The following is a 24,451-nucleotide window of genomic DNA, read 5'->3' as shown; positions in this document are numbered from 1 at the left end:
CATCGTAACGACGCGGGCCGTAAAGAGAGATCAAGTCAATTCAGCGAAAAACTCGGCGATGCGCGCAAGGCCGGGTTCGAGCTGAGCCGTGGGACAGGTGTAGGAAATACGCATGGCGCGCGGCTCGCCGAAGGCCGAGCCCGGCACGCAGGCCACGCCCTTGGCGCCCAGCAGGGCCGCGCAGAAATCCACGTCGCTTTCGATGCGCGTACCGTTGTGGCTCTTGCCGAACGCCACGGAGATATCCGGGAACGCATAGAACGCGCCCTGCGGACGCGGGCACACCACGCCGGGGATTTTCGCCAGCGCCGCCAGCACCACATCACGCTTCTGCGCGAACTCCTTGCACTTGGCCTGCGGCACGTCCTGCGGACCGCTGAACGCGGCGATGGCGGCCGCAGCGACCACTTCCGGCACGCTGGTGATGTGGTTGGAATTGAGCGTGGTCACTGCCTTGGCGACGTTTTCCGGCGCGGCAATCAGGCCCACGCGCCAGCCCGGCATGCCATAGGTCTTGGAAATCGAATCGACGAAAATCAGCCGATCGCGCAGCTCGGGCCGCGCGAACACGAAGTTGTGGTAGCCGATGCCGTCGAACACCATCGAGTTGTAGATGTCGTCGGTGACGATCCACGTATCGGGATACTGCACCAACACGTCCGCCAGCGCGGCGATTTCCTCGCGCGTGTAGACCATGCCGGTGGGATTGGACGGATTGTTGAACAGGAACAGCTTCGGCTTGCGCGCCAGTGCGGCTTCCAGCTGCTGCGGCGTGAGCTTGTAGTTCTGATCGGGACCGCAATGCAATACGTTGGCTTTCGCGCCCACGATATCGGCGATGTCGCGATAGGTGGTCCAGTACGGCGCGGGGAAGCAGATCTCCTCGCCCTCGTTGAGCAGCGCCTCGGCCAGGTTGTACAGAATCTGCTTGGCGCCGATGCCGACCGACAGGTTCAAACGGCCATAGCCCGTGAAACCCAACGCCTCGATGTGCTTCAGGAAGGCATCCAGCAGCGCATCCGAACCGCGGTTGCTGCCGTACTGGCCGCTGTCGTGCGAAAGCGATTCGCGGGCCGCTGCGTACACGTGATCACCCGGCAGGAAGTTCGGCACGCCAATGGAAAAGCTGATGATGTCGCGGCCGGCGGCCTTGAGCTGCTTGGCCGTTTCGGCGATGACCATGATCGCGCTGGGTTTGGCGCGGCCAATGCGCTGGGCAAGCTGGGGCATGGCTTTCCTCGGTGGGGTACGGGGCAGCAAACCCGCGGATTTTAGCATGTGGCGATGCGTCATCCCGCAGGCCGGGGCGGCAAACCCAGAAAATTCCTATTGCTCCGGGAGCGCCCGCTGGCATCATGTCGCGGGGCCGCCGCAAGACCGGGCGGAGGGGTGTCATGCGATCAACAGCAACGTCACAGACGCGAAGGGGCTATCCATGTTCAGCATCATCTGGTCGATCATTGTCGGTTTTATCGTCGGTCTTATCGCCCGCTGGATCGTGCCGGGCGCCGAGCACATGGGGTTCATCATGACCACCATCGTCGGCATCGTCGGTTCAGTCATTGGCGGTTTCATCGGCATGCTGTTCAAGAAGCCGGCGCCGGGGCAGAAATTCCACGCCGCAGGCTTTCTGATGTCGATCGTGGGCGCGATCGTCCTGTTGTATCTGTTGCGCTTCATCCAGCACTAAGGCCGATCGTTCCCTGCAGGCAAACAAAAAAGCACGGCGGATGTTTCCGCCGTGCTTTTTTTGTGTGTGACGCTCAGGCTGTCTTTGCAGCAAGCAGCTTTTCGGCCAAGCCACCCAGCATCGAAAGATCGAAACCGCCACCGCTCGAAGGCACCTGGCCGTCCGGCGTCGCGTGATCCACGGCATGCGGCAACACCTGCGCCAGTTGGCCGATCAGCTGGCCCGGATCGACGCCAAACTTACTGGCCGCATTGTTGACCACCGTATCCAGGCCGCTCTTCTGCAATACCTGATTGAGCTGATCGCCGGAAATGGCCTGGTTGGCGCCGTTGCCGATCCAGGACTGCACCGCATCGCCCAACCCATGCTGCTGCAGCTTGTCGGCCAGACCCTGCACGCCACCGGCTTGCTGGATCAACTGCCCGGCCACCGAGACCAGCGAACCGGCACCCTCGCCCTGATTGCTACCTAACAAACTGCCCAAGCTGTCGAGTAACGACATGGCTGTTTCTCCTTTGGGAAAAGTCCAAGCTAGTGGATTTTATGTGGATGGGCGCTACACGCACGTAACAGTGGCGTGAAAGTGCGCTGCCTCCAGGCAACCCTCGCCCCGGCGAAAGCCAGGGACAAACGTACGGTTTCCTCAGCGATCCAACGCGGGAAACGGCAACTCAACCATGCTGATCAAGCACCGCGTTCCATTCCTTCACGCGCTCGGCCTGTGCCGCCAGCAACGCATCCACGTCGCCTTCCAGGGTTACCTTCTCGATGGTGTCGCCCTGCTTGATCGCATCCACCACCTTCTGGTCATCCGCGCTCACTACTTCGCCGAACACGCTGTGCTTGCCATCCAGCCAGGGCGTGGCGCCATGAGTGATGAAGAACTGGCTGCCATTGGTGCGCGGGCCGGCGTTGGCCATGGACAGGATGCCCGGCTTGTCGTGCCGCAGCGACGCGTGGAACTCGTCCTCGAAGCGATAGCCCGGGCCGCCACGGCCACTGCCTTCCGGGCACCCGCCCTGGATCATGAAGTCGGGGATCACGCGATGGAACGACAAGCCATCGTAATAACCGCGGCGTGCCAGATTGACAAAACTCGCGACCGTCACCGGCGTTTTGTCGTCATGCAGGCGCAGGTGGATGGGGCCGCGGTTGGTGGTGATCGTGACATGGATGGCCATGGGTATTCCTTGAAATTCTGCGGGGTATGGGCGCCCGGCCGGGCACGGATCGGCAAGGATAGCGCCAGTGACGGCCGGTTGTAACAAACCGGACTCCCGCCCTGCGCCAGCCACCCAGCCGCCTGCCGCCACTGCCTGAAACGGGCGCCGAACACTATGCTTGGCCATCCCATGATTCATCGCCGTGGATAAAACAAGGGGGGAAATATGGCGAACTACCGCAAGCCTTTTCCCATGCTGGCCGATACCGCGCCGTCGATGATTCCTTGGCAGGCCGCTCCGTCACTGTTCACCACCGATGCGCCGTTCCACCCGCCACAGATGCCCTGAGCGCAAGGCTACGGCCCTGCCGATCTCGAATGATGCAATGAAGGCCATTCGGGCTGCCAACCGCTCCGGTGAGTCCGACTTTAACCCGCGCCGATCGGATGAGGTAACGCTCCTCCTGCAAGGCAAATATGAAAAAGACGGCCACCCCATCTCACTCTGACAAAAGCAGGGCCATCGGCATGGCGGGCACGCTCTTTGGCATAACATTCAGCCACTTGCGCTTGTTGCCATGGATGCTTGCGAGCATGGCCATCCTTCCTTGTGCCGCTGCCACCTTCCCGCGGCACTCATCGGCCAATGGCAAGTGGCCGAGGTGCACATCAACAGCTTCGTATCGTCCAGCGAAAACTACCATTGGAATGATGGGCGGCTACGCTGGCGCATCTTCCATTTCTCCAACCAGCAAATCACCGACGACACGTCATATGGCAACGACACCGATGAATGCGATGCGCCGCAAGCCAGCGTTGCGCGCATGTCATTGCAGAAACTGATGAGCGGCAGCCTGGCGCACGGCTACGGCGACGCCCCCGATGCCCAGCCCTCGCCGGAAGCATACAAATTGCCGGCCGAACCGAACCAGCAGGTGGACGTCGTCAGCATCCGCTGCCAGGACGGGTTGTGGCAGAGCGACCTGGGCGTGGGTGATGGCGTCAAAGGAGCATGGATGTATCTCGCTCCCGGTGGACAGCTGATCTTGCGCTGGGGCGACGAAACCATCCTGGTTCTCGATCGCCTGCCTGCAGATGCAAAACCGCAACCGTCGTTCGATTGCGCCAAGGCAGACTCCCCCATCTGCCGCTCGCTGCACCTCGCTTCGTTCGACCGCAGCGTGGCCTGGTCCTACAAAGTTGCGCGCGACGATATCAAGGACACCGATGACAGCCCCGCAAAATTTGTCGCCGAACAACATGCATGGCTGCACAAACGCGATGCCTGCGGCGCAGATGCATCATGCCTGCTGAAGACAATGGAACAACGGCTGGATGAGCTGGCCAGGTATCCGTAGGCTGCCCTGATGTTGGGCGACAAACGCGAAGCGCTCAAGCCACATAGCTGACGTGTGATCTGCGCGGTACGCTCATGATGGATTCCGGCCTTCGCCGGAATCACGAGCCGCCATGTAAATATCATCCCTGCGCAATATCACAAACCAAGCATGCTCTTCTGCAACGCACCGGCCCCGCGCGCCGTACCTGCCGGCGTCGGTAGCTCCGCCGGCCAGGGCTGTTGCTGGAACAAATGCGCCCACAAGCGATCCAGCGCCGCATAGCCATACGGCAACAGCGGCAAATGCTGGTCGCCGAAACCGGGCAAGGCCAGGAACGCATCGAAATGTTGCGCATGCGGCAGCTTCCAATACAGCGGCTGCCGGCCCTCGGCGCGCAGCCATGCCACATACGGTTCGGAGGTGAATGCGGTCGGCAGCAGGCCGTCGCTTGCGCCATGCAGCACCCACATCGGCAAATCCTTGCGCGGCAGCTTCACCGCCAGCGCCTGCACCGAGGCATGCAAGGCCTGCGCATCGGCATCATGGCCGGTCCAAAGTTTGCGCAGGCAGGCGATGCCGGCCAGCTGCGGATCGGCGCTTTCGTCGACGCCACCGAACAAGCCGATGCCGTTGCCGGGCGGAATGCCGGAGCCATCCGCCCACCAGCTTGCGCGCGTCGCTTCGTCGGCCACGCCCGGCTTGCCGTTGACAATAGCGGCGTAGTGATAGCCGCACGGCATGTCGTTGGCGCCACGGCGCAGATAGGCCGATGCATAGGCCGCGCCGATCACGCGCCACAAATCCAGCACGGTGGAAGATGCCGCGGTGGCCATGGCCTGGTCGGTCCAGCCGGTACTGCGCAGATACGCATAGGCTTCGGCCGCTTGCTGCTCGGGCGTACCGCCCTTCAACACGCCTTGCGCGTGCAGGCTCGCACAACGCGCCAGCCATGCAGCATGTTGCGCACTCTTGGCATCACGCGCAAAAGGCGTCGATGCAAAGCGCGCATCGGTCAACGCACACGGCAGCCACGTCGCCGCTTCGGTCGTGTAGTCATACAGCGCGCGGCCATGGTTCGGCGTATGCACGTTCGGCTCAAGCGCCACGACACCGGCGAGCATGTGCTGGTCATCCAGTCCCGCCGCTTGCAGCACGGCGCCGCCGCCATTGGAAAGGCCGGTGGCGATAATCCGGGTGTTCTGCGGCGTAAACGGCGCCTGCTCCGGAAACGCGCGATCCAGCATCGCCAGACCGAACTGCGCGGCCTGCAAGACGTCGCGTCCCCAATCGGCCTCCGGGTTGTCGCCCGAATGCGCATGCTTGAAGGCGATGCCCTCCCCCTTCGTCGCGGCCGGCTCGAACTCCAGCATGGCCGTGCCGCGCTTTGCGCGTTCGCCATTTAAAGCAACACCACTGTCGTCGGCATAATCGAAATAGCCGGAGCCGGTGCCTTTGTCGGTATAAGCCACCGCGCAACCGCGCGGCAGGCCCCACGCGCCGGCCAGCGCAATGGCGCCATAAACGCCACGCGAACCGGACGACGCCGTCACCACCAGGCAACGATGCGCCTGGTCGAAGTGATCCGGTACTTGCACCAATACGCGATGCGGCTGATGGGCGCCGGGAAGTTTGGCAAACGCCTGGTATTCGCGCCCCGGCACATCGGGCACCACACCGTAGATCGTACCGTAGCCACCCAGCGGACCAAGATCGGCAATACCTTTCCAGCTCGTCTGGATCGCGCGCCGGCGCAATGCCTGCGCGGTGGGTTGCGCCGGGTTTGCAAACGGGGCGGGCGGCCCCTTCAAACCTTCCAGGCCGAGCCCGGCGCTGAGCAAGTCGTCATGGTCGCGATGCGTGGTGACACTCACCTCGCCCTGCACGAAATCGATCGCTTGCTGCATCGAAGGCTCCGTCGCAAACGCCTGCGCCACACAGGCAAACAGGGCCAGCGCGGCAATACCTGCCATAGGTTTCCGGATGTTCATCCGCTCACCATAGCAAGCCTGTGTCCGCCGGCCATCGTACGAAAGTACAACATGACGCTTTGCATCTCGACGTGACTGCCCGCCACCGCTATGGTCCGCGTCATGCCGCGACTGCTTATCGCCGACGACCATCCCCTGTTCCGCGCCGCACTACGCCAGGCAGCCAGCGAGCACCTGGACGACTGCAGCGTGTGCGAAGCCTGCGATCTGCAAGGCGTGCTCGATGCGCTGGCGACCGATCCGGATATCGACCTGGTGCTGCTGGACCTGCACATGCCGGGCAGCCAGGGACTCTCCGGCCTTGCCGCCTTGCGCGGGCAATATCCGGCGGTGGCGGTACTGGTGGTGTCCGCGCACGATGAGCCGCGCGTGGTGCGGCGTGTGCTCGACCACGGCGCCGCGGGTTTCATCCCGAAGAGCTCCAACCCAAGTGAAATCAGCGAAGCCGTGCACGCCGTGTTGAACTGCGGCAACTGGCTGCCGGCCGCCTTGGCGCGCAGCGTTGCCGCATTGCCGAGCCATCCTGCCGACGCCGATCTCGCCGCCCGGCTGGCGCGCCTGACCGAGCAGCAATACCGCGTGCTGGCCTTGCTCGGCGAAGGCTTGCTCAACAAGCAGATTGCCGATCGCCTGGGCATCCAGGAGCGCACGGTAAAGGCGCACGCCACGGCGATTTTTGAAAAGTTGGGAGTGCGCAATCGCACGCAGGCGGGTGTGTTGTTGCACATGCTGGATCTGGGTGAGCCAGGGGCTGGATCTGCGCCCATGAGCGCATAGCTCATCCTCACGCTTATGACACGATCCCTCGTAGGTTGGCGGTGAGGCAACGCCGAACCCCAACATTGCGCTCTGCATAGCAACGGTGGGGTTCGCATGCGCTCACCGCCAACCTACGCGAGCATGCGCGGCGATACGGCTAGCTGGAAGCGATCTCGCGCCCCGCCATCACCTTCTGCAGCACCTGCCGCATCGCCAATGGCTTCAGCGGCTTGTGCAACACCATCACGCCGGCATCGAGCAAACGCTGCCGCAATTCGCCATCCCGATCGGCCGTCAGCATCACCGCCGGCACATCCGGATAATCGCGACGCAGATGCGTCAGCACGTCCCATCCGGTCTGCCCGCGGTCGAGATGGTAATCAAGCACGCACAAATCCGGCCGCCAGGACGTCGCCAACGCTTGTCCAGCGTGCGCGGCGGCATGCACCTCCCAACCCCAGCTATGCAACAGCGCACCCAGCGCGGCGAGCGCCGCCGGTTCGTTATCCAGAATCAGCGCGCGTCCTGCAGGTAACGGCAGCACCTCTGCTGCGGTCGGTGCCGTGGCGTGATACGCCGTGGTGGCACACGGCACGTCCACGTAAAACACGCTGCCACGCCCCGGCCACGAACGCAGGCCGAGCGGATGTTCCAACAGCGCCGCCATCCGCTGCGCAATCGACAAACCCAGCCCCAGCCCCTGCCCGCCCGCCGTGCTGCCGCGGCGGAACTGCTCGAAGATCAGGCCGCGTTCTGCTTCGACGATGCCCGGCCCGGTATCCCACACTTCCAGCCGCAAACCCTGCGCGCGACGACGCACGCCCAGCACGACACGTTTGCGTTCGCTGTAACGCAATGCGTTCGACAAAAAATTCTGCAACACGCGCCGCAACAGCAGCGGGTCGGAATGCACCCAGGCACGGCTGTCGACCACGCTCAGACGCACACCGCGATCACGCGCCAAGGCACGGCATTCCGCCGCCAACGGCTCCCACACTTCCGCCAACGGAAAATCGCGCGGCTGCGGCTGCAGGCGCCCGCCTTCCAGGCGCGCGATATCGAGCAAGCCAGCCAGCAAGCCCTCCGTCGCCGCCAGCGAATCGTTGAGATGCCGCGCGTTGGCCGCGTCGTAACCACGCTCGCCCAAGGCATGCGCAAACAGTTGCGCAGCATGCAAGGGTTGCATCAGGTCGTGACTCACCGCGGCGAGGAAGTGGCTTTTCGCTTCGTTTGCTTGCGCCAGTTCGCGCGTGCGTTCGGCTACGCGCAACTCCAGCGTTTCATTGGCAAGCATCAATTCGTGCGCGGTTTCGCGGAATACAGTGACGTCGGTAAAGGTTGCCACGTAACCGCCGCCGGGCATGGGATGCCCGCGTATCTCCACCACCGTGCCATCGGGAAAGCGCCGCTCGGAAATGAGTTCCGTGCCGGCACGCATATGCGCCAGCCGTCGCCGCACGCGCCCTTCCACGTCGCCCGGGCCGATGATGCCGGCGGCGATATTGCGGTGGATCAGGTCCGCCACCGGCCGCCCCACCTGCAGCAATTCGGGCGGATAACCGAAGAGCGTGGCGTAACGGCCATTCCAGGCCACCAGCCGCAACTCCGAATCCACCACGCAGATGCCTTGGCTCATGTTTTCCAACGCAGCTTCCAGCACGCGCTGGCTGAAATGCAGATCCTGCGCCGCTTCGCCGACGATCGCCGCCACCGTGTCGAACTCGGCCCGTCCCTGGCGATGCACCACTTCCAGCAACAGCCGCGCGGAGGCCGCGCCGATCACCGCCGCCAATTCATGCTCCACTTCCGCCACGCGCGCATTGCCCGCGCGGGCTTGCGTGGCGGTGCCGGCAAACACGCGCTCCACGCGTTCGGCCGGCAGAAAGCGCTCCGCCAGCGCGCGCAATTCCGCCACGGTGACATTGCTGATCCCCGGCCGCCAGCGACGACGGCCATAACGCGTATTGGCTACCGCCAGCATGACCAGCACGTTCGCGACCAGGCTCAGCACCACGGCGCGTCCGAGGCGGCTCCAATCATCCAGCCCCAGGAAACCGTCGGGCGTCAGCCAGCGCAAGCCGAATGGCCCTTGCTGCAGCCAAGCCGGCGGATGCGCGATACCCGCCGGCAACAACACGTACAACCAGACCAGCGTGCCGATCGCCAAACCCCACGCCACCGCACGCGGCCCGAGCTGCGGGCGATACACCGCTGCGAGCAAGGCCGGCGCCAGCCCGGCCAGCGCGGAGAACGAAAGCGCACCGATATCCGCCAGTACATCGTTGCGCGCCAGCAAACGGCTGTATGCCCACGCCAGCAGGATCACGGCAAGAATCGCGGCGCGGCGCTGGTTCAAGACCTCGCCGCGCAGATCGCCCTGCTCATCGCGTCCCCAGCCGGCACGTACGCGCAACGGTGCAATAAAGTGGTTCACCACCATCAGGCTCAAGGCCAGCGTCGCCACCACCACCATGCTGGTGGCCGCGCTCAAGCCGCCGAGAAACGCCACCAGCGCCAGCCCGTGCTGATTGCGCGCCAACGGCAAGGCCAGCACGTAAAGATCGGAAGGCACGCCGCTGGGCGCCAGCCATGCATCGCCCAGCTTCGCCAGCGGCAGGATCGGCAGCGCGATCAGCAACATGTACAGCGGAAACAGCCAACGCGCCGTGCGTATATGCGAACTGTCGCGGCACTCCACCACACCCGCATGGAACTGGTGCGGCAAGGTGAACATCGCCAGCGCACCAAGCAGAATCAGCGCCGGAAAACCGCTGCTGTCATGCGCCGGCGGCGTACCGATCGCCGCGCCTGCCGGCAGCGGCGTGAACAGCAACGTGCCCAGCGCCAGCATCGCGCCGAGCTTGAACAGCGATTCGAATGCCATCGCCAGCACCAGCCCGCGATTGTGCGCCATGGCCGAAGCGCGCCGCGTGCCGAACAACATCGCAAACAAGGCCATCAGCAAGGCCACGTACAAGGCAATGTCGTGCCAGGGCGCCGATTCCGCCAGTTCGCCACGGCGCAGCAGCATGTAGCTCATCGCCACGGCTTTCAATTGCAAGGCGATGTACGGAACGATGCCCACCAGCACCACGCAGGTCACCAAGGCGGCGAGCCCGGCGTGCCGGCCCAGGCGCACCACGATCAAGTCGGCGATGGAACCGGCGTTGTACTCGCGCGCCAGCTGCACCAGCTTGCGCAACACCGACACCGCGAACAAGTACATCAGGATCGCGCCGACGAACGTCGGCGGCAGCCACCAGCCGGACCGGCTCGCCTGCGTGACCGTGCCGTAGAACGTCCACGACGTGCAGTGGATCGCCAGCGACAGCGCGTAGACGATCGCCCAGCGTTTCTCGAACAAATGGGGACGGCGTTCGCCGGTAAGCGCGACGCCGAACAGCAGGCCCAGCCAGATCAGCGCGGCGGTGGCGATCAGGCCGGCGCTCAGCATGGCAATGTCCTGTGCGGGCTTGGGCGAGGCCTATGTTTGCCCAGGCATGGCGATGTTGGGGTTCGCTTGCGCTCACCCCAACCTACGTGGCATCGGGTGGGTCGTATCAATGGCGTATGGGCAAGCCCAGGCTTTTTACGGCATTGACCACCCATCGCGGCTGCACGCCCTGCCGCGTGTCGTAGTTGCTGCCCGAATAGCCCCACCAGTCCCAGCATGCCTGCGGATTCAACGGTGCGAAACTTGCCCGCGTTTGAGGATACAGGACGACCACATCGTAGACGTCGGCCCAGCGATTGAAGCCGGCGTCCTTCACAAAGGCCTGCCCCACCGCATCGGCATTCTGCTTGCAGCCGTGGAACGCCACCAACAAGCCGCAGCGCTTGCCGGCCGCGCAATCGGGCGGCACGTACAGATAGCCGGTGGCGGCGAGCAAGGCATCGGCACCGTCGGGTTTCAAGGCATTCTGGTCGAAGCGCTGCAGCTGGCCATGCGCCTGTGTCGCAGCGTGCGGAGCATCGCCGAACAGCTGCGTGAAGACCGCGCCCGCCGCGTCGAAACCGCAATGGCCAAGATAAGGCGATACCGACTTGCTGCAATCATCGCCGGTGGCAGCCACCGGCAAGTTGTGCGCAAACGCGCGCCGGCCGTCGTCTTCCACCTGTAGGCCCGACAACCCGGGTTCCTTGCGCAGCGCCTCGTAGAATTGCGCGGCGGCTTCCGCGACGACGGGCGCGACCACGTTATCGTGCGTGCCGTGCAGCAGATACACGTGGCCGTGCGCGAGGTCTTGCAGCGGCCCGACCTGATGATCCTGCGCACGCTGCCTGGTGATGGCGACCAAGGCCGCCACATCCGGCGCAGGCTCGCCTTTCATGCAGGTGCTCAGCGCGGTCTGCAACTTGCCTTCGGCGCAGCCATAAGGGCCACCCGCAATCAAGGCGGCCTTGGGGAACAGTTCCGGATAGGCGATCTGTACCTGCGTGGCCATGTAGGCGCCGGAAGAAAGGCCGGCCACGGCGACGCGGGACGGATCGAGTTTCAGATGCGGCAACGCTTGCGCCGCGTCATCCGCATGAGCTGCGGCTGCGATGAGCAGCACACCCATGCCTATCGTTTTTATTCCGCGCATGATCCAGATCCTTGCAAAAGAACACTCGATGCAGCGAAGGCTGTGGCATTTGAAATCAGAACGTATACTTCGCCGACAGCGTAACCATCCGCGGCGGCCCATAGAAGCCCGTCACGATACCCAGCGCCGCAATGTTGTACCCCGTCGTGCGATACGACTTGTTGCCCAGGTTCGTGCCCTGCAAGCTGAGCGACCACGGCTGATCGATCTGCCAGATCAGGCCCGCATTGAGCAGGCCATACGAGCCCTGCTTGATCAGCGGCGACAACGTCGTTTCCGGCCACACCGACGTCTGGTATTGATAATTCAGGCGCGCATTCAAGTCGCCATACGCACCCAGCGGAAAGCTGCGCTGCAAGGTCAGGCCGCCCGACCACTTCGGCGCATTGGTGAAGAACTGCGTGTTGGCGATGTTGACGCCGCCGCTGTAGAACTGCGTGTACTTGGTATGCAAGTAGGCGAAGTTGCCGCTGAGCGTCCACGCCTGCGAGGGGTACCAGGCAAATTCTTCTTCGAAGCCGTCGATATGGCCCCTGCCGGCGTTGGTGAAATCGCCGAAAAAGCCTTGCGTGCCGTTCGGCAGCGTGTACGAGGTGAACACCGAGAGCTGGATGTTCGAATACACGTTGTGGAACAACGCGGAGTTCATCATCAAAGTATTGTCGAAGAAGCTCATCTTGCTGCCCAATTCGAAGGACTGCACTTTCTCGTCCTGGATCGGCCGGCAGGATTCCGGAAGGGCGGCGCAGTTGGCGCGGATGTTGTAGCCGCCGGAGTGGAAGCCTTCGCTGTAGCTGCCGTAAAGCTTGATGTCCTGGTTGACCGTGTAATCCAGCGACAGCTTGGGCGATACGTTGTGCGAGGTATGCGAACCGGTGAAATCGGCCAGCGTGCCGATCGGCGTGCTGAACGTGCCATCCGCATAAAGATAGTTCTGGATGATCGCCGTCTTCTTTTCGTCGGTGGCGCGCACACCCACGTCCAGGCTCCACGCCGGACTGATATCCCAAGTGAAATCGCCATAAGCCGCGTAGCTGCGCGTGCCCATGCTGCCGCCGGTGCTGCCGTATTCGGAGAAGCCCAGCGTGCTGTAGGGCGGCGAGCCCAGGAACACGTTGTGGATTTCACCAGCCGCCGAACCATTGAAGTAATACAGGCCCATCACGCCGTGCACGGCGCCGCCCGAATCGTAATTCGCCTGGATTTCCTGGCTGAATTGATGATCCTTGTAGATGGCGCCGACGTCGGCCACGGCGACCGGCAGGGTATCGAAGTCGATATTGCTGTCGGTCTTGGAACTGCGATAGGCGGTGATCGACTTGAGAGTCCAGTCCTGGCTGACGATCCAGTTCAAGGTCAACGCCGCGCCCTTCATGCGGGTCCAGTTGAGCTGGGGCATGCCGCTTTGCGTGTTGTAGTCGCTGGGCAGCGGCTGATATTGCGGGTAGAACGAATTGGCCTCCAGCAGCTTGGCGCCGCGCGGGTTGGAATTGTCGTGCATCCCATCGACTTCCAACTGCGCATTGAAGTCCTGCGAGGGAAAGAAACCCAGCGTGGCGCGCGCCGCATTGGTGTTCTTGTTGCCGTTGCGGCTGCCGGTGAGGATGTCGCTGCCGAAGCCGTTGTTGTGCTCGCTGGCCACGGCGATGCGGCCGCGCCACACGCCGTCTGCCGTCGCGCCGCCCACCGCTGCCTTCACGTCCTTCTCGCCATGCGTACCGGCCGTGACTTCCACCGAACCTTCGGTCTTGGTCGGCAGCGGCTTGGACACATATATGATGGCGCCGCCGATGGTGTTCTTGCCGTACAGCGTGCCCTGCGGACCGCGCAGCACTTCGATGCGATCCACGTCGAACACATCCAGCAGCGCCCCTTGCGGGCGCGCCATGTACACGTCGTCGAGATAGATGCCCACGGCGGGATCGAACCCCCAGGTGGGATCGGCTTGGCCGAGGCCGCGGATATAGGCGGTGAGCGTGGTGTTGGAACCGCGCGCGGCGTAGATCTGCAGGTCCGGCACCTTGCCTTGCAGATCGCCCAGGTCTTGTACGTTCTGGTTGTAGAGCGATTGCGCGGTGAATGCACTGACCGCGATCGGCACGTCCTGCAGGGTTTCTTCGCGCTTGCGTGCGGTGACGGTGATCTGGTCGAGCTTCTTCGGGGCGCTGCTGTCCTGACTGCTGTCGGCGGCCTGGGTGTTGGTGGTGGTTTGCTGCGCATACAACGGCGCGGCGCAGGCCACGCTTACACCGATGGCCAGGCTCAAATGGCTACGCTTCATGTCTCCCCTCGCATTGACGCGCATCCGCCCACGGATGCCGATGCTGTGCAGCTTAGGCAAGCGGTGGATGGCTGGCACTTGTACCTTCGTACAGTGCCGCGTGATACGAGACTGCCCGGATACTGACAGCGCGAATTCTCCATCCCCTACCGGGAGCCACACTCGCTCGTCATTCCGGCGCAGGCCGGAATCCAGTTCTAATCAACCGTGCAAAGCACGCAACATGTTTGGCTCGGGTGCTTCGCACGATGTATTCAGACTGGATCCCGGCCTGCGCCGGGATGACGAGCCAGGGATTTTCCGGTTCGGATGCTCGTATCAAAAAAAGGACGAACGGAATGGCTTTTCTCATCGTGCTGGCAGCCCTGTGCTTCCTGATGCTGGCGGCGTACCGCGGCTACAGCGTGATCCTGTTTGCCCCCATCGCGGCACTCGGCGCGGTGCTGCTTACCGATCCATCGTTGGTTGCGCCGATGTTCACCGGCCTGTTCATGGACAAGATGGTGGGCTTTCTCAAGCTCTACTTTCCCGTGTTCATGCTGGGCGCGGTGTTCGGCAAGGTGATCGAGCTGTCCGGTTTTTCCAAGGCGATCGTCGCCTCCACCATCGGCCTGGTCGGCCGCAGCCGCGCGATGCTTTCCATCGTGCTGGTGTGCGCGTTGCTCACCTACGGCGGCGTGTCGCTGTTCGTGGTGGTGTTCGCGGTGTATCCGTTCGCGGTGGAGCTGTTTCGCGAATCGGATATTCCCAAGCGCCTGATCCCCGGCACGATCGCGCTGGGTGCATTCACTTTCACCATGGATTCGCTGCCGGGCACGCCGCAGATCCAGAACATCATTCCCACCTCCTTTTTCGGTACCACCGCCTGGGCCGCGCCGTGGCTCGGCACGCTGGGCGCGTTGTTCATCCTGGTGGCGGGCATGCTTTATCTGGAGTCGCGCCGGCGCAAAGCGGCGGCTGCGGGCGAAGGCTATGGCGACAACCAGATCAACGAACCGGCGCGGTTCGAAGGCGGCAAACTGGCGCATCCCTTGATTGCCCTGCTGCCGCTGGTGCTGGTGGGCGTGGCCAATCTGCTGTTCACGCATTGGATTCCGCGCGTCTACGGCCACACCCAATCGTTCGTGCCGGCGGTGATCGCCCATGCGCCGCCCGTGGTGCAGGACGTCTCCAAGCTGGCCGCGATCTGGGCGGTCGAAGGCGCGCTGCTGCTCGGCATTCTGTGCGTGCTGCTGTTTGCGTGGCGGCCGGTCACGAAACATTTCGCCGAAGGCAGCAAGGCCGCCGTCGGCGGCGCATTGCTGGCGTCGATGAACACCGCTTCCGAATATGGTTTCGGCGCGGTGATCGCCGCGCTGCCCGGCTTCCGCGTGGTGGCCGACGCCTTGCGCGCGGTGCCCAATCCGCTGGTCAACGAGGCGGTGTCCGTCACCTCGCTGGCCGGCATCACCGGCTCGGCTTCCGGCGGCATGAGCATCGCGCTCGCCGCGATGGCCGACACCTTCGTGCAGAACGCCAAGGCGGCGGGCATTCCGATGGAGGTACTGCATCGCGTCGCCGCGATGGCCTCCGGCGGCATGGATACGCTGCCGCACAACGGCGCGGTGATCACCCTGCTCGCCGTCACCGGGCTGACACATCGGCAGTCGTATCGCGACGTGTTTGCGGTGACGTTGATCAAGACGGCGGCGGTGTTCGTGGTGATCGGGGTGTTCTATCTCACCGGGCTCGTCTGAACGGTTGGGCATGTATGGCAAATGCTGGGATTGTCATCCCAACCTACGTGCCGACGATTGACAGGCTTGTCACGAGCGGACTAAGGTGGACTAACCCCAGCAGGCCCAGGGACCCGCCATGCAAACCGTCAACATCCACGACGCCAAGACTAATTTTTCGCGACTGGTCGACGCGGCCGCAAACGGCGAAGAGATCGTCATCGCCAAAGCTGGCAAGCCGGCTGCGAGGCTGGTCCCGATGGAGCAGCCGAAAAAAGTACGCCGGTTCGGAACGCTGAAGGGAAAAATCCGTATCGCAAGCGATTTCGACGCACCGCTGCCCAACGACGTCCTGGCTGACTTCGAGGGACGTTGATGTCATGCGCCTGCTGCTTGATACGCATATCTTTCTGTGGGCCGTTACCGACGACCGCAAGCTGTCAAAGGCCGCGCGCAAGCTGATTGTCGAGGCCGAAGATGTGTATGTAAGCAGCGCCAGCATCTGGGAAATGTCGATCAAAGCAGGCCTGGGCAAGCTGGATGCCGATGTCAACCAGCTTGTTTCGGAAATCGAAGCTATTGGATATACCGAGTTGCCGATACGCGCCAAGCATGCTGCACTGGTTCGGGATCTTCCCGATATACACCGTGATCCTTTTGACCGGCTGTTAGTGGCACAGGCGTTGTCGGAACCTCTTCGACTGCTCACGGCCGATAGTCACCTCAGTGCATATACGGACTTGGTTCTTACCGTTTGAGCATTTTAGCTGCGGTCCTTCGTATTCGTGATCAGCAGCGCCATCGGCATCACGCGAGCCCGCCTATCGCACGTAGCCGGTCGCGCTTGCGATCGTCATGTACTCCAGTCAAGCTTGCGCGCCTTTCAGCAAGCGGAGTCGCCATGTCCAAGCAAACGAACATCCTGCAGATTCTTCCCGCCAACGGCTGGGTTGCCGTCTACGACGAAGCCGGCGAGGAAAGCGCCGCCGCCCTGGTCTGCTTCGCCCTGGTGGAAACCCTGGACGGCGGCAACAAGACCCAGGCGGTGCGCCCGATGTGCGCCGACGGCAAGCGCATCGCCTTCGCCGACGAGGCCGCCAACTTCGTGCGCGTCGAAGAGCTGGCGCAGTTCGAGGAAGATGCAGAGGACGAGGAAGAAGAAGAAGACGTCGAGGCCTGATGAACGTCGCGACGCGACGGCGATGCGCGCAGGATGCGCGCCCGCTCTTCCCGGCCCCCATCGGGGGCGGTGAAGGGCCGGAGGACAAGGCCCCGCAAGGGGGCATGGGCAAGGATGCCCTGGCGAAAAGCCCTCCGGCCCTTCAGGGACTGGATCAAGCACGGGAGAGACGGGGTTCAACGGGCGCAAGCAACCTGTCACATAACCCCGTATAATCCACAGGTTAACCCTGACCTAAACCATCGCGGTGGCCTTACGGCTGCCCAAGTCCGGCATTCATGTCCATCGAAAACCTGCGCAATATCGCCATCGTCGCCCACGTCGACCATGGCAAGACCACCCTCGTCGACCAGCTGCTGAAGCAGTCGGGCACCCTGTCCGAACGCACCGTGCTGGCCGAACGCGTGATGGACAGCAATGACCAGGAAAAAGAACGCGGCATCACCATCCTGGCCAAGAACACCGCCATCAAGTGGCGTGAAAACCGGATCAACATCGTCGACACCCCAGGCCACGCCGACTTCGGCGGCGAAGTGGAGCGCGTGCTGTCGATGGTCGACACGGTGCTGATCCTGGTCGACGCGATGGACGGCCCGATGCCGCAGACCCGCTTCGTCACCCAGAAAGCCTTCGCGATGGGCTTCAAGCCGATCGTGGTGGTGAACAAGGTCGACCGCCCGGGCGCCCGTCCGGAATGGGTGGTGGAGCAGGTGTGGGATCTGTTCGACCGCCTCGGCGCCACGCCGGAGCAGATGGACTTCCCGATCGTCTACGCCTCTGCGCTGAACGGTTACGCTTCGCTCGACCAGGACGTGCGCGAAGGCGACATGACCCCACTGTACCAGGCCATCATGGATCACGCGCCGAAGCCGGACGTGGATCCGGACGGCCCGTTCCAGATGCGCATCAGCCAGCTGGACTACAACAACTTCGTCGGCGTGATCGGCATCGGCCGCATCCAGCGCGGCACGCTGAAAAAGAACATGCCGGTCGCCGTGATCAACCGCGAAGGCAAGAAGCGCCAGGGCAAGGTGCTGCAGGTGCTCGGCTTCATGGGCCTGGAGCGCATCGAGCAGGACAGCGCCGAAGCCGGCGACATCATCGCCATCTCCGGCATCCAGGACCTGACCATTTCCGACACCGTCTGCGCGCTCGATACACCCGAAGCGCTACCGGCCCTGACCGTCGACGAACCGACGATCAGCATGACCTTCCAGGTGAACAACTCGCCGTTCGCCGGCAACAAGGATCTCTCCGGCGGCAAGTTCCTCACCAGCCGCCAGCTCAAGGACCGCCTGGAACGCGAGCAGGTGCACAACGTGGCGCTGAAGGTCGAGCAAGGCTCCGACGCCGACAAGTTCCTGGTGTCGGGCCGCGGCGAATTGCATCTGTCGGTGCTGATCGAGAACATGCGCCGCGAAGGCTATGAACTGGCCGTGTCGCGTCCGGAAGTGATCATCAAGGAAATCGACGGCCAGAAGATGGAGCCGTTCGAGCAGCTGGTGATCGACGTGGAAGAAATCCACCAGGGTCCGGTGATGGAGCGCCTGGGCATCCGCAAGGGCCAGCTTAAGAACATGGAGCCGGACGGCAAGGGTCGCGTGCGTCTTGAGTACATGATCCCGGCCCGCGGCCTGATCGGCTTCCAGAACCAGTTCAAGACCCTCACCCAGGGCTCGGGCCTGCTGTTCCACGTATTCGACCACTACGGTCCGAAGGAAGAAGGCCAGATCGCCAAGCGCCTCAACGGCGTGATGATCGCCAACGCCGCCGGCACCACGCCCGCGTACTCGCTGGGGCCGCTGCAGGAACGCGGCAAGCTGTTCGCGGCCGAAGGCGACTCGGTCTATGAAGGCCAGCTGGTCGGCATCCACGCAAAGGACAACGACCTCACCGTCAACGCGATCAAGCCCAAGCCGCTGACCAATATGCGCGCCTCCGGCAAGGACGACGCGATCCAGCTGACCCCGGCGACCAAGTTCTCGCTGGAACAGGCATTGGACTTCATCGACGACGACGAGCTGGTGGAAGTGACGCCGAAGGAAATCCGTCTGCGCAAGAAGCACCTGACAGAGAACGATCGCAAGAAGGCGTCGCGCGGCGGCTAAGTGCATGTCGCGATTCAAGCGAAGGGCCGCCGCAAGGCGGCCTTTTTGTTTGCAGCACAGCGGCCGGATTTTTCACGCTCGCCAAAAACAGCTCCCTCCCCTACGTGTATTGGAGGAGGGTTGGGGTGGGGTGAAGCAATCTCGCGATGAATTCAACTATGCGGCAAGCGCATGCAACCCCACCCCAGCCCTCCCCTACTTCGCAGGGGAGGGAGCCATGTGTCGCGTAACTCAGACATAGCGCCGATCAGTTCGTAGGTTGCCTACGTCGCTGCGTTGACACCTCGTTGCGTACCCCGCAGCATCCGTCCGCACCAACAAGGGCCGCTTCTTCGTCGCGCATGACCCCATCCTCGAAACGCCATCACACGCTCTTGTCGTGTCTGTTGCTCACACTGCTACCGCTGTGCTCGCACGCCGATGACGCCCCGCTCTTCACCCCGCAATGGCTGGGCGCGCAATACAGCTTCGTTGATCAAAACCAGTCACGCGTGCACTCGCCCTATAACGGCCCGCTCAGCGTGAAGGCGGATGGTTCCACCGCACGCTCGCACACCTTCGGCGCCTATTTCGGCATCGCCCTGCCCTGGCATTTCCAGTACTACTGGGACGTGGAGATGTTCAAAGGCGAAGGCGTCAGCAATGCCACCGGCCTGGGCGGGCTTACCAATGGCGACATCATCCGTTCCGGCACGGCCAACCTGGGCAAGCGGCCCTATGTGGCGCGCAGCTACCTGCGCTGGGTGCTGCCGCTGAGCAATGACACCACCGAAGTGGGACGCGGCCAGGATCAACTGCCCGGCCATGAGGCGATCAAACACCTCGAAGTGAAAATCGGCCTGATGGCCGTGAACGACGACTTCGACAAGAACCGCTACGCCAACGCCACCCGCACGCAGTTCATGAACTGGTCGTTGTGGAACAACACCGCCTGGGATTTCGCCTCCGACACGCGCGGCTATACCGATGGCGTGATGATCGGCTGGATCATGAAAGGCTGGGCCTTGCGCTATGGCATCTACCGCATGCCGGTGGAAGCGAACGGCCAGGCGCTGGTGAAATCGCTCGGCGCCGCTAGCGGACAGCAGCTTGAATTGACGCTACAACCTAAGCCCGACGGCTGGGCATTGCGCTTCCTCGGCTATTACAACAAGGGCAACCTGGGCATTTACCAGCAAGCGATCGAGGTTGCGCAGCTCACCGGAAAGGTGCCGGACATCCATGCCGATGACGCACCGGATCGCCACAAGTTCGGCGTCGGCATCAACGGCGAACTGCCGGTGGCGGATAACGGCGACACCGGTTTTTTCATGCGCGCCGGCTGGAACGATGGGCACACCGAATCCTTCATTTTCGCCGAGGTGGATCGTTTGCTCAGCGGCGGCTTTCAGCTATCCGGCGCGCATTGGCATCGTTCGGACGACCGGCTTGGCGTGGGCATTGCCGTGGAAGGGCTATCGCCTTCGCATGTGCAATACCTGCAGCTGGGCGGCGATGGTTTTCTGCTCGGCGATGGCGGACTGCGCTATGGACCGGAGCAGATTGCGGAGCTGTATTACAGCATCGCGGTGATCGATCACCTCACGCTCAGCCCGGACCTGCAGTTCATCCGCAATCCCGGCTACAACCGCGACCGCGGGCCGGCACGGTTCGCGGGATTGCGGGCGCATATCCAATTCTGACGCCCGATATACGCCGTATCGGCTCAACCCAATCGGTCGCTGCACCGAATCGCCGTCGGCATCACCTTGTGCATGTCGAACACCAGCACCTCATTGCGCCCCCGCCACAACCACGGCCCCGGGCAAAACAGGCGCTGCTGCGGGCCGATGTGCCAATAACGTCCCAGCAAATGGCCGTTGACCCACACGTAGCCCTTGTCCCAATCGCTCATGTCGAGGTAGCAATCGCCCACCTTGTCGAGATTGAAGACAGCTTTGAAAAACATGCCTGGACGCAGGCGCGACGGCGACGTCGCCGCCATCGGCGGCAAGCCTGCGATATAGGTCTCATCCAGCGGCAGGCTGTGTGCCTGCCAATCGTGCAGCTCTTCGCCATCGAGCGTGACCGCACCGACGATGCCCTTGAAGTCGTACATTGCCTGGCCATAGCCCACGTGGCCGAAGCTGTCGACCAGCACGTCCACCACCGTGCCGGCGCCGTTCGCCGGCGGCGGAATGTCCACGTAATTCTTCACGTGCAGCCCAGGCTTGTTGACGCGCGACACGTAGTCCAGATAGTTGCCGTCGCTGAAGATGGTGCCGTAGTCGCGCAAGCCTTCCATGTTGAGCATGCCGCCGTTGAGCAGCGTCTTGCGGTACAGCACCATGCCATGGTCCTGTGCGAACAGGATCTCGTTCGGATCGGGCTTCTTCACCATCCGCGACGGCAGCGGCAGGTTGTCCCAGATCGAGGCGTAGGGTTGCGCGATCAGTTCGGGAAAATGCGCGCGCGGCACCGGCGGCGGCAGGTCGACCGGAGGGTGCGGCAGATGTGCGGCGATGGTCGCGCGAAAGGCGCGGTAATCGTGCGTGGGCTCGCCGCACTCGTTGATCGGCGCGCCGTAGTCGTAGCTGGTGATCACCGGCTCGAAATTGGCGTAGTCGTCGCGCGCATTGGCGCCTGCGTTAAAGCCGAAATTGGTGCCGCCATGCACCATGTACATGTTGAACGAACGGCCTTCCTGCATCAGCTTGCGCAGGGTCGGCAGATAGTTGCCGCGCTGGAACAGCAGGTCGCCCCAATGCGTAAGCCAGCCGGGATAACCCTCGCTCATCCATACCGGCGCCTCGCCAGCGATGATCTGCGCCGCGGCAAAATCCGTATCGCCATCCAGCCCCAACGCCGCGCCCGGCACATAAGTACCGGCCTTCTGCAACTGACCCAGGCCATCGGCAATCGAAAACGGGCCATTGATGCCGTGCGCCTGCCACATCGTTCGCAAGCGCAACAGGTAGGACAGATCATGGCCGAACGAGGCGTATTCGTTCTCGATCTGCACCATCAGGATCGGGCCGCCCTGGCTCGCCATCAACGGCGCGATCTTCGGTCCGACCGCATCCATATAGCGCTGCACCGCCTGCATGTAGCGCGCGTCGTCCTTGGTGCGCACGCGAATGGAAGGATCGCGCAACAGATAAGCCGGCAAGCCGCCCAGATCCCACTCGGCGCAGACATACGGGCCAGGACGCAGGTACACCCACATGCCTTCGGCCTGGCACAGCCTGATGAAACGCACGAAATCGCGATTCTCAGTGGTGAAGTCGAACACGCCCGGTTCGCTTTCAAAGTAATTCCACATCAGGCAGATCGCGATGGTGTTGAGCCCCATCGCCTTGGCCATGTGGATGCGGTGCCGCCAGTAATCGTTCGGAATGCGCGCAGGATGCATTTCGCCGCTGCGGATCTGGAACGTCGCGCCGTCGAGCAGGAAGTGCTGGCGGCCAAGTTCGAAGCGGCGAGGTCTGCCGTCGGGGGTGGGTTCGGTGGAAAGCTTGGCGACTGTTTCCTCCGCGGCTAGCGGCAGGCTTGCCGCAAGCGGCGTCAGCAGGGCGAAGCGAAGAAAATCACGGCGTTGCATGAGTTACTCATCCCGAACGAACTGGTTGAATCTTGCCATGATGTAGCTCCCTCCCCCGCATGCAGGGGAGGGTTGGGGTGGGGTTGCGTATGCTTTAGCGCGCAGCCGAAACTCACCATGACTTCCGATCGCTAGAAGCGCATGGCGGCAACATCGGGTTCTGCCGCTCGCTGCGCTCGCACCCCACCCTCGCCCTCCCCTGCATGCAGAGCCTGCCCCGGACTTGATCCGGGGGGAGGGAACGCACCTTGGCACGCACAAGCACAGAGCGCCCGAGGTTACCTCAAGGCGTCAGTTCAAGGGTCAATACTTCAAACGGCGCCAGCGTAATCGTGCTCACATGATCGGCGTCCAGCTGATCCGGCACATCACCGCCGCTGTTCCACACATCGCGTACGCGGAAGCGGCGCGCCGCATTTTTAGGCAATTCCAGTTGCCGCTGCAGATCGATCACTGCCGTCTGCGGGCGTGCATCCGGATTGCGCAAGGTGATGATCGATTTACCTGGCGACCACGCCGCCCAGCCATACACATCCAGCCGCCCCGGATCGCCACCGATCCAGTGCGTATCACGCAACACGTCGGCATTGGCGCGCGACCACTTCGCTGCCTCGGCCAGCACGTTCCAATCGCTCTCGCTCAGCAGCGAGGGCGTGATGTACATCTCCTGCAACTGCGTGCCAGTGGCGAAGTAGCTGTGCACTTCATTGGCGAAATCGTGCCCCGGATCGGTATTGAGCCGCTTGTTCATCTGCGCGTAGATGATGCCGTGAAGCATCAGCGAGTTGAGCGGAAACAGCGGCCCCTGGATCACGATGTTCTCGTAGGTCTGCTGGTCGCGATAGGTGATCCACTGCTCGCGTTCCGTGCCCACGCCCGCGTGCCAGTCGTCCTCGCCGCCACGCCAGATCGAATCGGCATAGCGCAGCCAGAACGGCGACGCCCAGGTGCCGGTGGTGAGGTTGATGAAGGTATCGGGCTTGTCGGCGCGGATGTCCTTGATCAGCTCGATCGCCGCTGCGAAATCGCTGTCGAAACGGCTGCCGGGGAACACGCTGTCCGCGTTGCCGGTACCGTCGAACTTGAACTGGTTGATGCCATCTTCGTTCAACAGCGTCATCACCACATCGTGGAAGCGCTGGTAGTACTTCGGCCCCGACAGCGCCAGGCCGTCGTTGACGATCTCGTACCCGGCGGCCTTGCCGTGCTCCACCCGCTCCTCCTTTGGCGTACTGTAGCCACCCCAGGGCGACAGCCACATGCCGGGCGCGGCGCCGTACTTTGCAGCCGCTTCGCGCAAGGGCACGAAGCCATGCGGAAAATCCTTGCTGAAATGCCAGCTGCCGGAACGATCGTCCCAGCCATCGTCGAACAGGAAGGAATCAAGCTTCACGCCGCGCTTCACCGTCAGTTCTTCGCCGAAGGTGTTGATGCGATTCAGCGCCTCGGCTTCGGTATATGGCGTGAAATAGCCGATGTCGTACCAGGAGTTGTAATGCAGGAACGGCCGGTACGGATGCGCGCGCTCGCGTTCCACGTAGCTGGCGAAATCGCGCCGCAATTGGCCATCGCGCACCACGCCCACCACGGCGGAATAGGTAATCGACTGCCCTTTGCGCAGCGGCAGGCTGCGCGCCATCGACAGCAGCACGTGCTTGCCGCGCACCTCGCTATCGGAAAGTGGATTCTCCAGCCCCAGGTAGAGATGACCCGCCACCACCGGCGAGCCTTTTACCACGCCATCCACTTCCGCGTGGTCGATGCTGGAGGGCAGCAGCGAAACGCTGGTAAGCGGCTCATCCTGCTTCAGCGCCGTAACGACCACCACCGTGCGCAGATAAGGCGAACCTTCGCGCTGGATGAGCTGCCACTGGATGCGGAAGCGCTGCTCTGCATCGCCGAAGACCGCCCTGATCGCCTTGCCGGGCAGTCGGTTGGCCAGCGTGGCAGCCTTGGCATCGACCGGCAACGCCTGCACCGACGGCGGCACCAGCAGTTGCATGTCGCGGGATGGGATGGACGTCTTGTTGGGCAGCATCAAGGCGAACAGATCGTCGACCTT

Annotated in this window: 19 protein-coding genes; 10 read left to right on the top strand and 9 right to left on the bottom strand. The window is 63.0% G+C overall.

Annotated features, from left to right (window positions below):
• Positions 1-30 precede the first annotated feature (30 nt).
• Entirely contained in the window at positions 31-1,230 is a 1,200-nt protein-coding gene (locus VMA74_RS03595; RefSeq protein ID WP_325364886.1) for an aminotransferase class I/II-fold pyridoxal phosphate-dependent enzyme, read from the bottom strand.
• Positions 1,231-1,276: 46 nt separating this feature from the next.
• Here VMA74_RS03595 and VMA74_RS03590 point away from each other — a divergent pair, with 46 nt between their 5' ends.
• On the top strand, positions 1,277-1,690 hold the full coding sequence (locus tag VMA74_RS03590) for a GlsB/YeaQ/YmgE family stress response membrane protein (protein ID WP_325364885.1): 414 nt from the start codon (positions 1,277-1,279) through the stop codon (positions 1,688-1,690).
• 73 nt (positions 1,691-1,763) lie between these two features.
• On the opposite strand, the gene VMA74_RS03585 is transcribed toward VMA74_RS03590, so the two are convergent.
• The gene (locus VMA74_RS03585) at positions 1,764-2,192 is read right to left on the bottom strand and encodes a YidB family protein (protein WP_325364883.1); all 429 of its coding nucleotides are present in this window, start codon (positions 2,190-2,192) and stop codon (positions 1,764-1,766) included.
• 169 nt (positions 2,193-2,361) lie between these two features.
• The gene (locus tag VMA74_RS03580) at positions 2,362-2,871 is read right to left on the bottom strand and encodes a peptidylprolyl isomerase (protein WP_325364881.1); all 510 of its coding nucleotides are present in this window, start codon (positions 2,869-2,871) and stop codon (positions 2,362-2,364) included.
• A gap of 207 nt (positions 2,872-3,078) precedes the next feature.
• On the opposite strand from VMA74_RS03580, the gene VMA74_RS03575 reads away from it, so the two are divergent.
• Together VMA74_RS03575 and VMA74_RS03570 are read left to right on the top strand one after the other, a co-directional pair.
• Positions 3,079-3,201 (top strand): hypothetical protein, encoded by a 123-nt coding sequence (locus VMA74_RS03575; RefSeq protein ID WP_325364880.1) that lies wholly within the window; start codon positions 3,079-3,081, stop codon positions 3,199-3,201.
• 229 nt (positions 3,202-3,430) lie between these two features.
• Complete coding sequence (locus VMA74_RS03570) at positions 3,431-4,210, top strand: hypothetical protein (RefSeq protein ID WP_325364879.1); 780 nt, start codon at positions 3,431-3,433, stop codon at positions 4,208-4,210.
• Positions 4,211-4,347: 137 nt separating this feature from the next.
• Here the strand turns inward: VMA74_RS03570 and VMA74_RS03565 are convergent, their stop codons facing one another.
• Complete coding sequence (locus tag VMA74_RS03565; protein WP_325364877.1) at positions 4,348-6,162, bottom strand: 3-hydroxybutyrate oligomer hydrolase family protein; 1,815 nt, start codon at positions 6,160-6,162, stop codon at positions 4,348-4,350.
• A gap of 120 nt (positions 6,163-6,282) precedes the next feature.
• On the opposite strand from VMA74_RS03565, the gene VMA74_RS03560 reads away from it, so the two are divergent.
• The gene (locus tag VMA74_RS03560) at positions 6,283-6,957 is read left to right on the top strand and encodes a response regulator transcription factor (RefSeq protein WP_325364875.1); all 675 of its coding nucleotides are present in this window, start codon (positions 6,283-6,285) and stop codon (positions 6,955-6,957) included.
• 139 nt (positions 6,958-7,096) lie between these two features.
• Here the strand turns inward: VMA74_RS03560 and VMA74_RS03555 are convergent, their stop codons facing one another.
• The 3 genes from VMA74_RS03555 to VMA74_RS03545 form a co-directional block, all read right to left on the bottom strand.
• Entirely contained in the window at positions 7,097-10,393 is a 3,297-nt protein-coding gene (locus VMA74_RS03555) for a hybrid sensor histidine kinase/response regulator (RefSeq protein ID WP_325364873.1), read from the bottom strand.
• A 106-nt stretch (positions 10,394-10,499) separates the two neighbouring features.
• The gene (locus VMA74_RS03550) at positions 10,500-11,525 is read right to left on the bottom strand and encodes a PHB depolymerase family esterase (protein ID WP_325364871.1); all 1,026 of its coding nucleotides are present in this window, start codon (positions 11,523-11,525) and stop codon (positions 10,500-10,502) included.
• 55 nt (positions 11,526-11,580) lie between these two features.
• A complete protein-coding gene (locus VMA74_RS03545; RefSeq protein ID WP_325364869.1) occupies positions 11,581-13,806 on the bottom strand; it encodes a TonB-dependent receptor in 2,226 nt (741 codons plus the stop codon).
• 338 nt (positions 13,807-14,144) lie between these two features.
• On the opposite strand from VMA74_RS03545, the gene VMA74_RS03540 reads away from it, so the two are divergent.
• The 6 genes from VMA74_RS03540 (at position 14,145) to VMA74_RS03515 (ending at position 20,491) form a co-directional block, all read left to right on the top strand.
• Entirely contained in the window at positions 14,145-15,542 is a 1,398-nt protein-coding gene (locus tag VMA74_RS03540) for a GntP family permease (protein ID WP_325364868.1), read from the top strand.
• A 118-nt stretch (positions 15,543-15,660) separates the two neighbouring features.
• The gene (locus VMA74_RS03535; RefSeq protein ID WP_325364867.1) at positions 15,661-15,897 is read left to right on the top strand and encodes a type II toxin-antitoxin system Phd/YefM family antitoxin; all 237 of its coding nucleotides are present in this window, start codon (positions 15,661-15,663) and stop codon (positions 15,895-15,897) included.
• 4 nt (positions 15,898-15,901) lie between these two features.
• A complete protein-coding gene (locus VMA74_RS03530; RefSeq protein ID WP_325364866.1) occupies positions 15,902-16,279 on the top strand; it encodes a type II toxin-antitoxin system VapC family toxin in 378 nt (125 codons plus the stop codon).
• A gap of 143 nt (positions 16,280-16,422) precedes the next feature.
• On the top strand, positions 16,423-16,701 hold the full coding sequence (locus VMA74_RS03525; RefSeq protein WP_325364865.1) for a hypothetical protein: 279 nt from the start codon (positions 16,423-16,425) through the stop codon (positions 16,699-16,701).
• A 278-nt stretch (positions 16,702-16,979) separates the two neighbouring features.
• The gene (gene typA / locus VMA74_RS03520; protein WP_325364863.1) at positions 16,980-18,809 is read left to right on the top strand and encodes a translational GTPase TypA; all 1,830 of its coding nucleotides are present in this window, start codon (positions 16,980-16,982) and stop codon (positions 18,807-18,809) included.
• A gap of 386 nt (positions 18,810-19,195) precedes the next feature.
• The gene (locus VMA74_RS03515) at positions 19,196-20,491 is read left to right on the top strand and encodes a carbohydrate porin (RefSeq protein ID WP_325364861.1); all 1,296 of its coding nucleotides are present in this window, start codon (positions 19,196-19,198) and stop codon (positions 20,489-20,491) included.
• Between the two features lie 23 nt (positions 20,492-20,514).
• Here the strand turns inward: VMA74_RS03515 and VMA74_RS03510 are convergent, their stop codons facing one another.
• Both VMA74_RS03510 and VMA74_RS03505 read right to left on the bottom strand, forming a co-directional pair.
• Positions 20,515-22,389: a beta-galactosidase gene (locus VMA74_RS03510; protein ID WP_325364859.1), complete on the bottom strand. Its 1,875-nt coding sequence runs from the start codon at positions 22,387-22,389 to the stop codon at positions 20,515-20,517.
• A gap of 283 nt (positions 22,390-22,672) precedes the next feature.
• On the bottom strand, positions 22,673-24,451 hold a 1,779-nt coding region (locus VMA74_RS03505; RefSeq protein ID WP_325364857.1), incomplete at its 5' end, for an enterotoxin.

Origin of the sequence: Dyella sp. (genome assembly GCF_035508675.1) — a bacterium.
Classification (GTDB): Bacteria; Pseudomonadota; Gammaproteobacteria; order Xanthomonadales; family Rhodanobacteraceae; genus Dyella_B.
Note: the sequence above shows the minus strand (reverse complement) of the source record. Positions and strands in the feature narration are given on the sequence as shown.

Coding starts and splice junctions, on each gene's coding strand:
- VMA74_RS03525 (WP_325364865.1), top strand. CDS start 16,423: ATGTCCAAGCAAACGAACATCCTGCAGATTCTTCCCGCCAACGGCTGG.
- VMA74_RS03535 (WP_325364867.1), top strand. CDS start 15,661: ATGCAAACCGTCAACATCCACGACGCCAAGACTAATTTTTCGCGACTG.
- VMA74_RS03570 (WP_325364879.1), top strand. CDS start 3,431: ATGGATGCTTGCGAGCATGGCCATCCTTCCTTGTGCCGCTGCCACCTT.
- VMA74_RS03510 (WP_325364859.1), bottom strand. CDS start 22,389: ATGCAACGCCGTGATTTTCTTCGCTTCGCCCTGCTGACGCCGCTTGCG.
- typA (WP_325364863.1), top strand. CDS start 16,980: ATGTCCATCGAAAACCTGCGCAATATCGCCATCGTCGCCCACGTCGAC.
- VMA74_RS03580 (WP_325364881.1), bottom strand. CDS start 2,871: ATGGCCATCCATGTCACGATCACCACCAACCGCGGCCCCATCCACCTG.
- VMA74_RS03585 (WP_325364883.1), bottom strand. CDS start 2,192: ATGTCGTTACTCGACAGCTTGGGCAGTTTGTTAGGTAGCAATCAGGGC.
- VMA74_RS03590 (WP_325364885.1), top strand. CDS start 1,277: ATGTGGCGATGCGTCATCCCGCAGGCCGGGGCGGCAAACCCAGAAAAT.
- VMA74_RS03595 (WP_325364886.1), bottom strand. CDS start 1,230: ATGCCCCAGCTTGCCCAGCGCATTGGCCGCGCCAAACCCAGCGCGATC.
- VMA74_RS03555 (WP_325364873.1), bottom strand. CDS start 10,393: ATGCTGAGCGCCGGCCTGATCGCCACCGCCGCGCTGATCTGGCTGGGC.
- VMA74_RS03565 (WP_325364877.1), bottom strand. CDS start 6,162: ATGGCAGGTATTGCCGCGCTGGCCCTGTTTGCCTGTGTGGCGCAGGCG.
- VMA74_RS03575 (WP_325364880.1), top strand. CDS start 3,079: ATGGCGAACTACCGCAAGCCTTTTCCCATGCTGGCCGATACCGCGCCG.
- VMA74_RS03560 (WP_325364875.1), top strand. CDS start 6,283: ATGCCGCGACTGCTTATCGCCGACGACCATCCCCTGTTCCGCGCCGCA.
- VMA74_RS03530 (WP_325364866.1), top strand. CDS start 15,902: ATGCGCCTGCTGCTTGATACGCATATCTTTCTGTGGGCCGTTACCGAC.
- VMA74_RS03550 (WP_325364871.1), bottom strand. CDS start 11,525: ATGCGCGGAATAAAAACGATAGGCATGGGTGTGCTGCTCATCGCAGCC.
- VMA74_RS03545 (WP_325364869.1), bottom strand. CDS start 13,806: ATGAAGCGTAGCCATTTGAGCCTGGCCATCGGTGTAAGCGTGGCCTGC.
- VMA74_RS03540 (WP_325364868.1), top strand. CDS start 14,145: ATGGCTTTTCTCATCGTGCTGGCAGCCCTGTGCTTCCTGATGCTGGCG.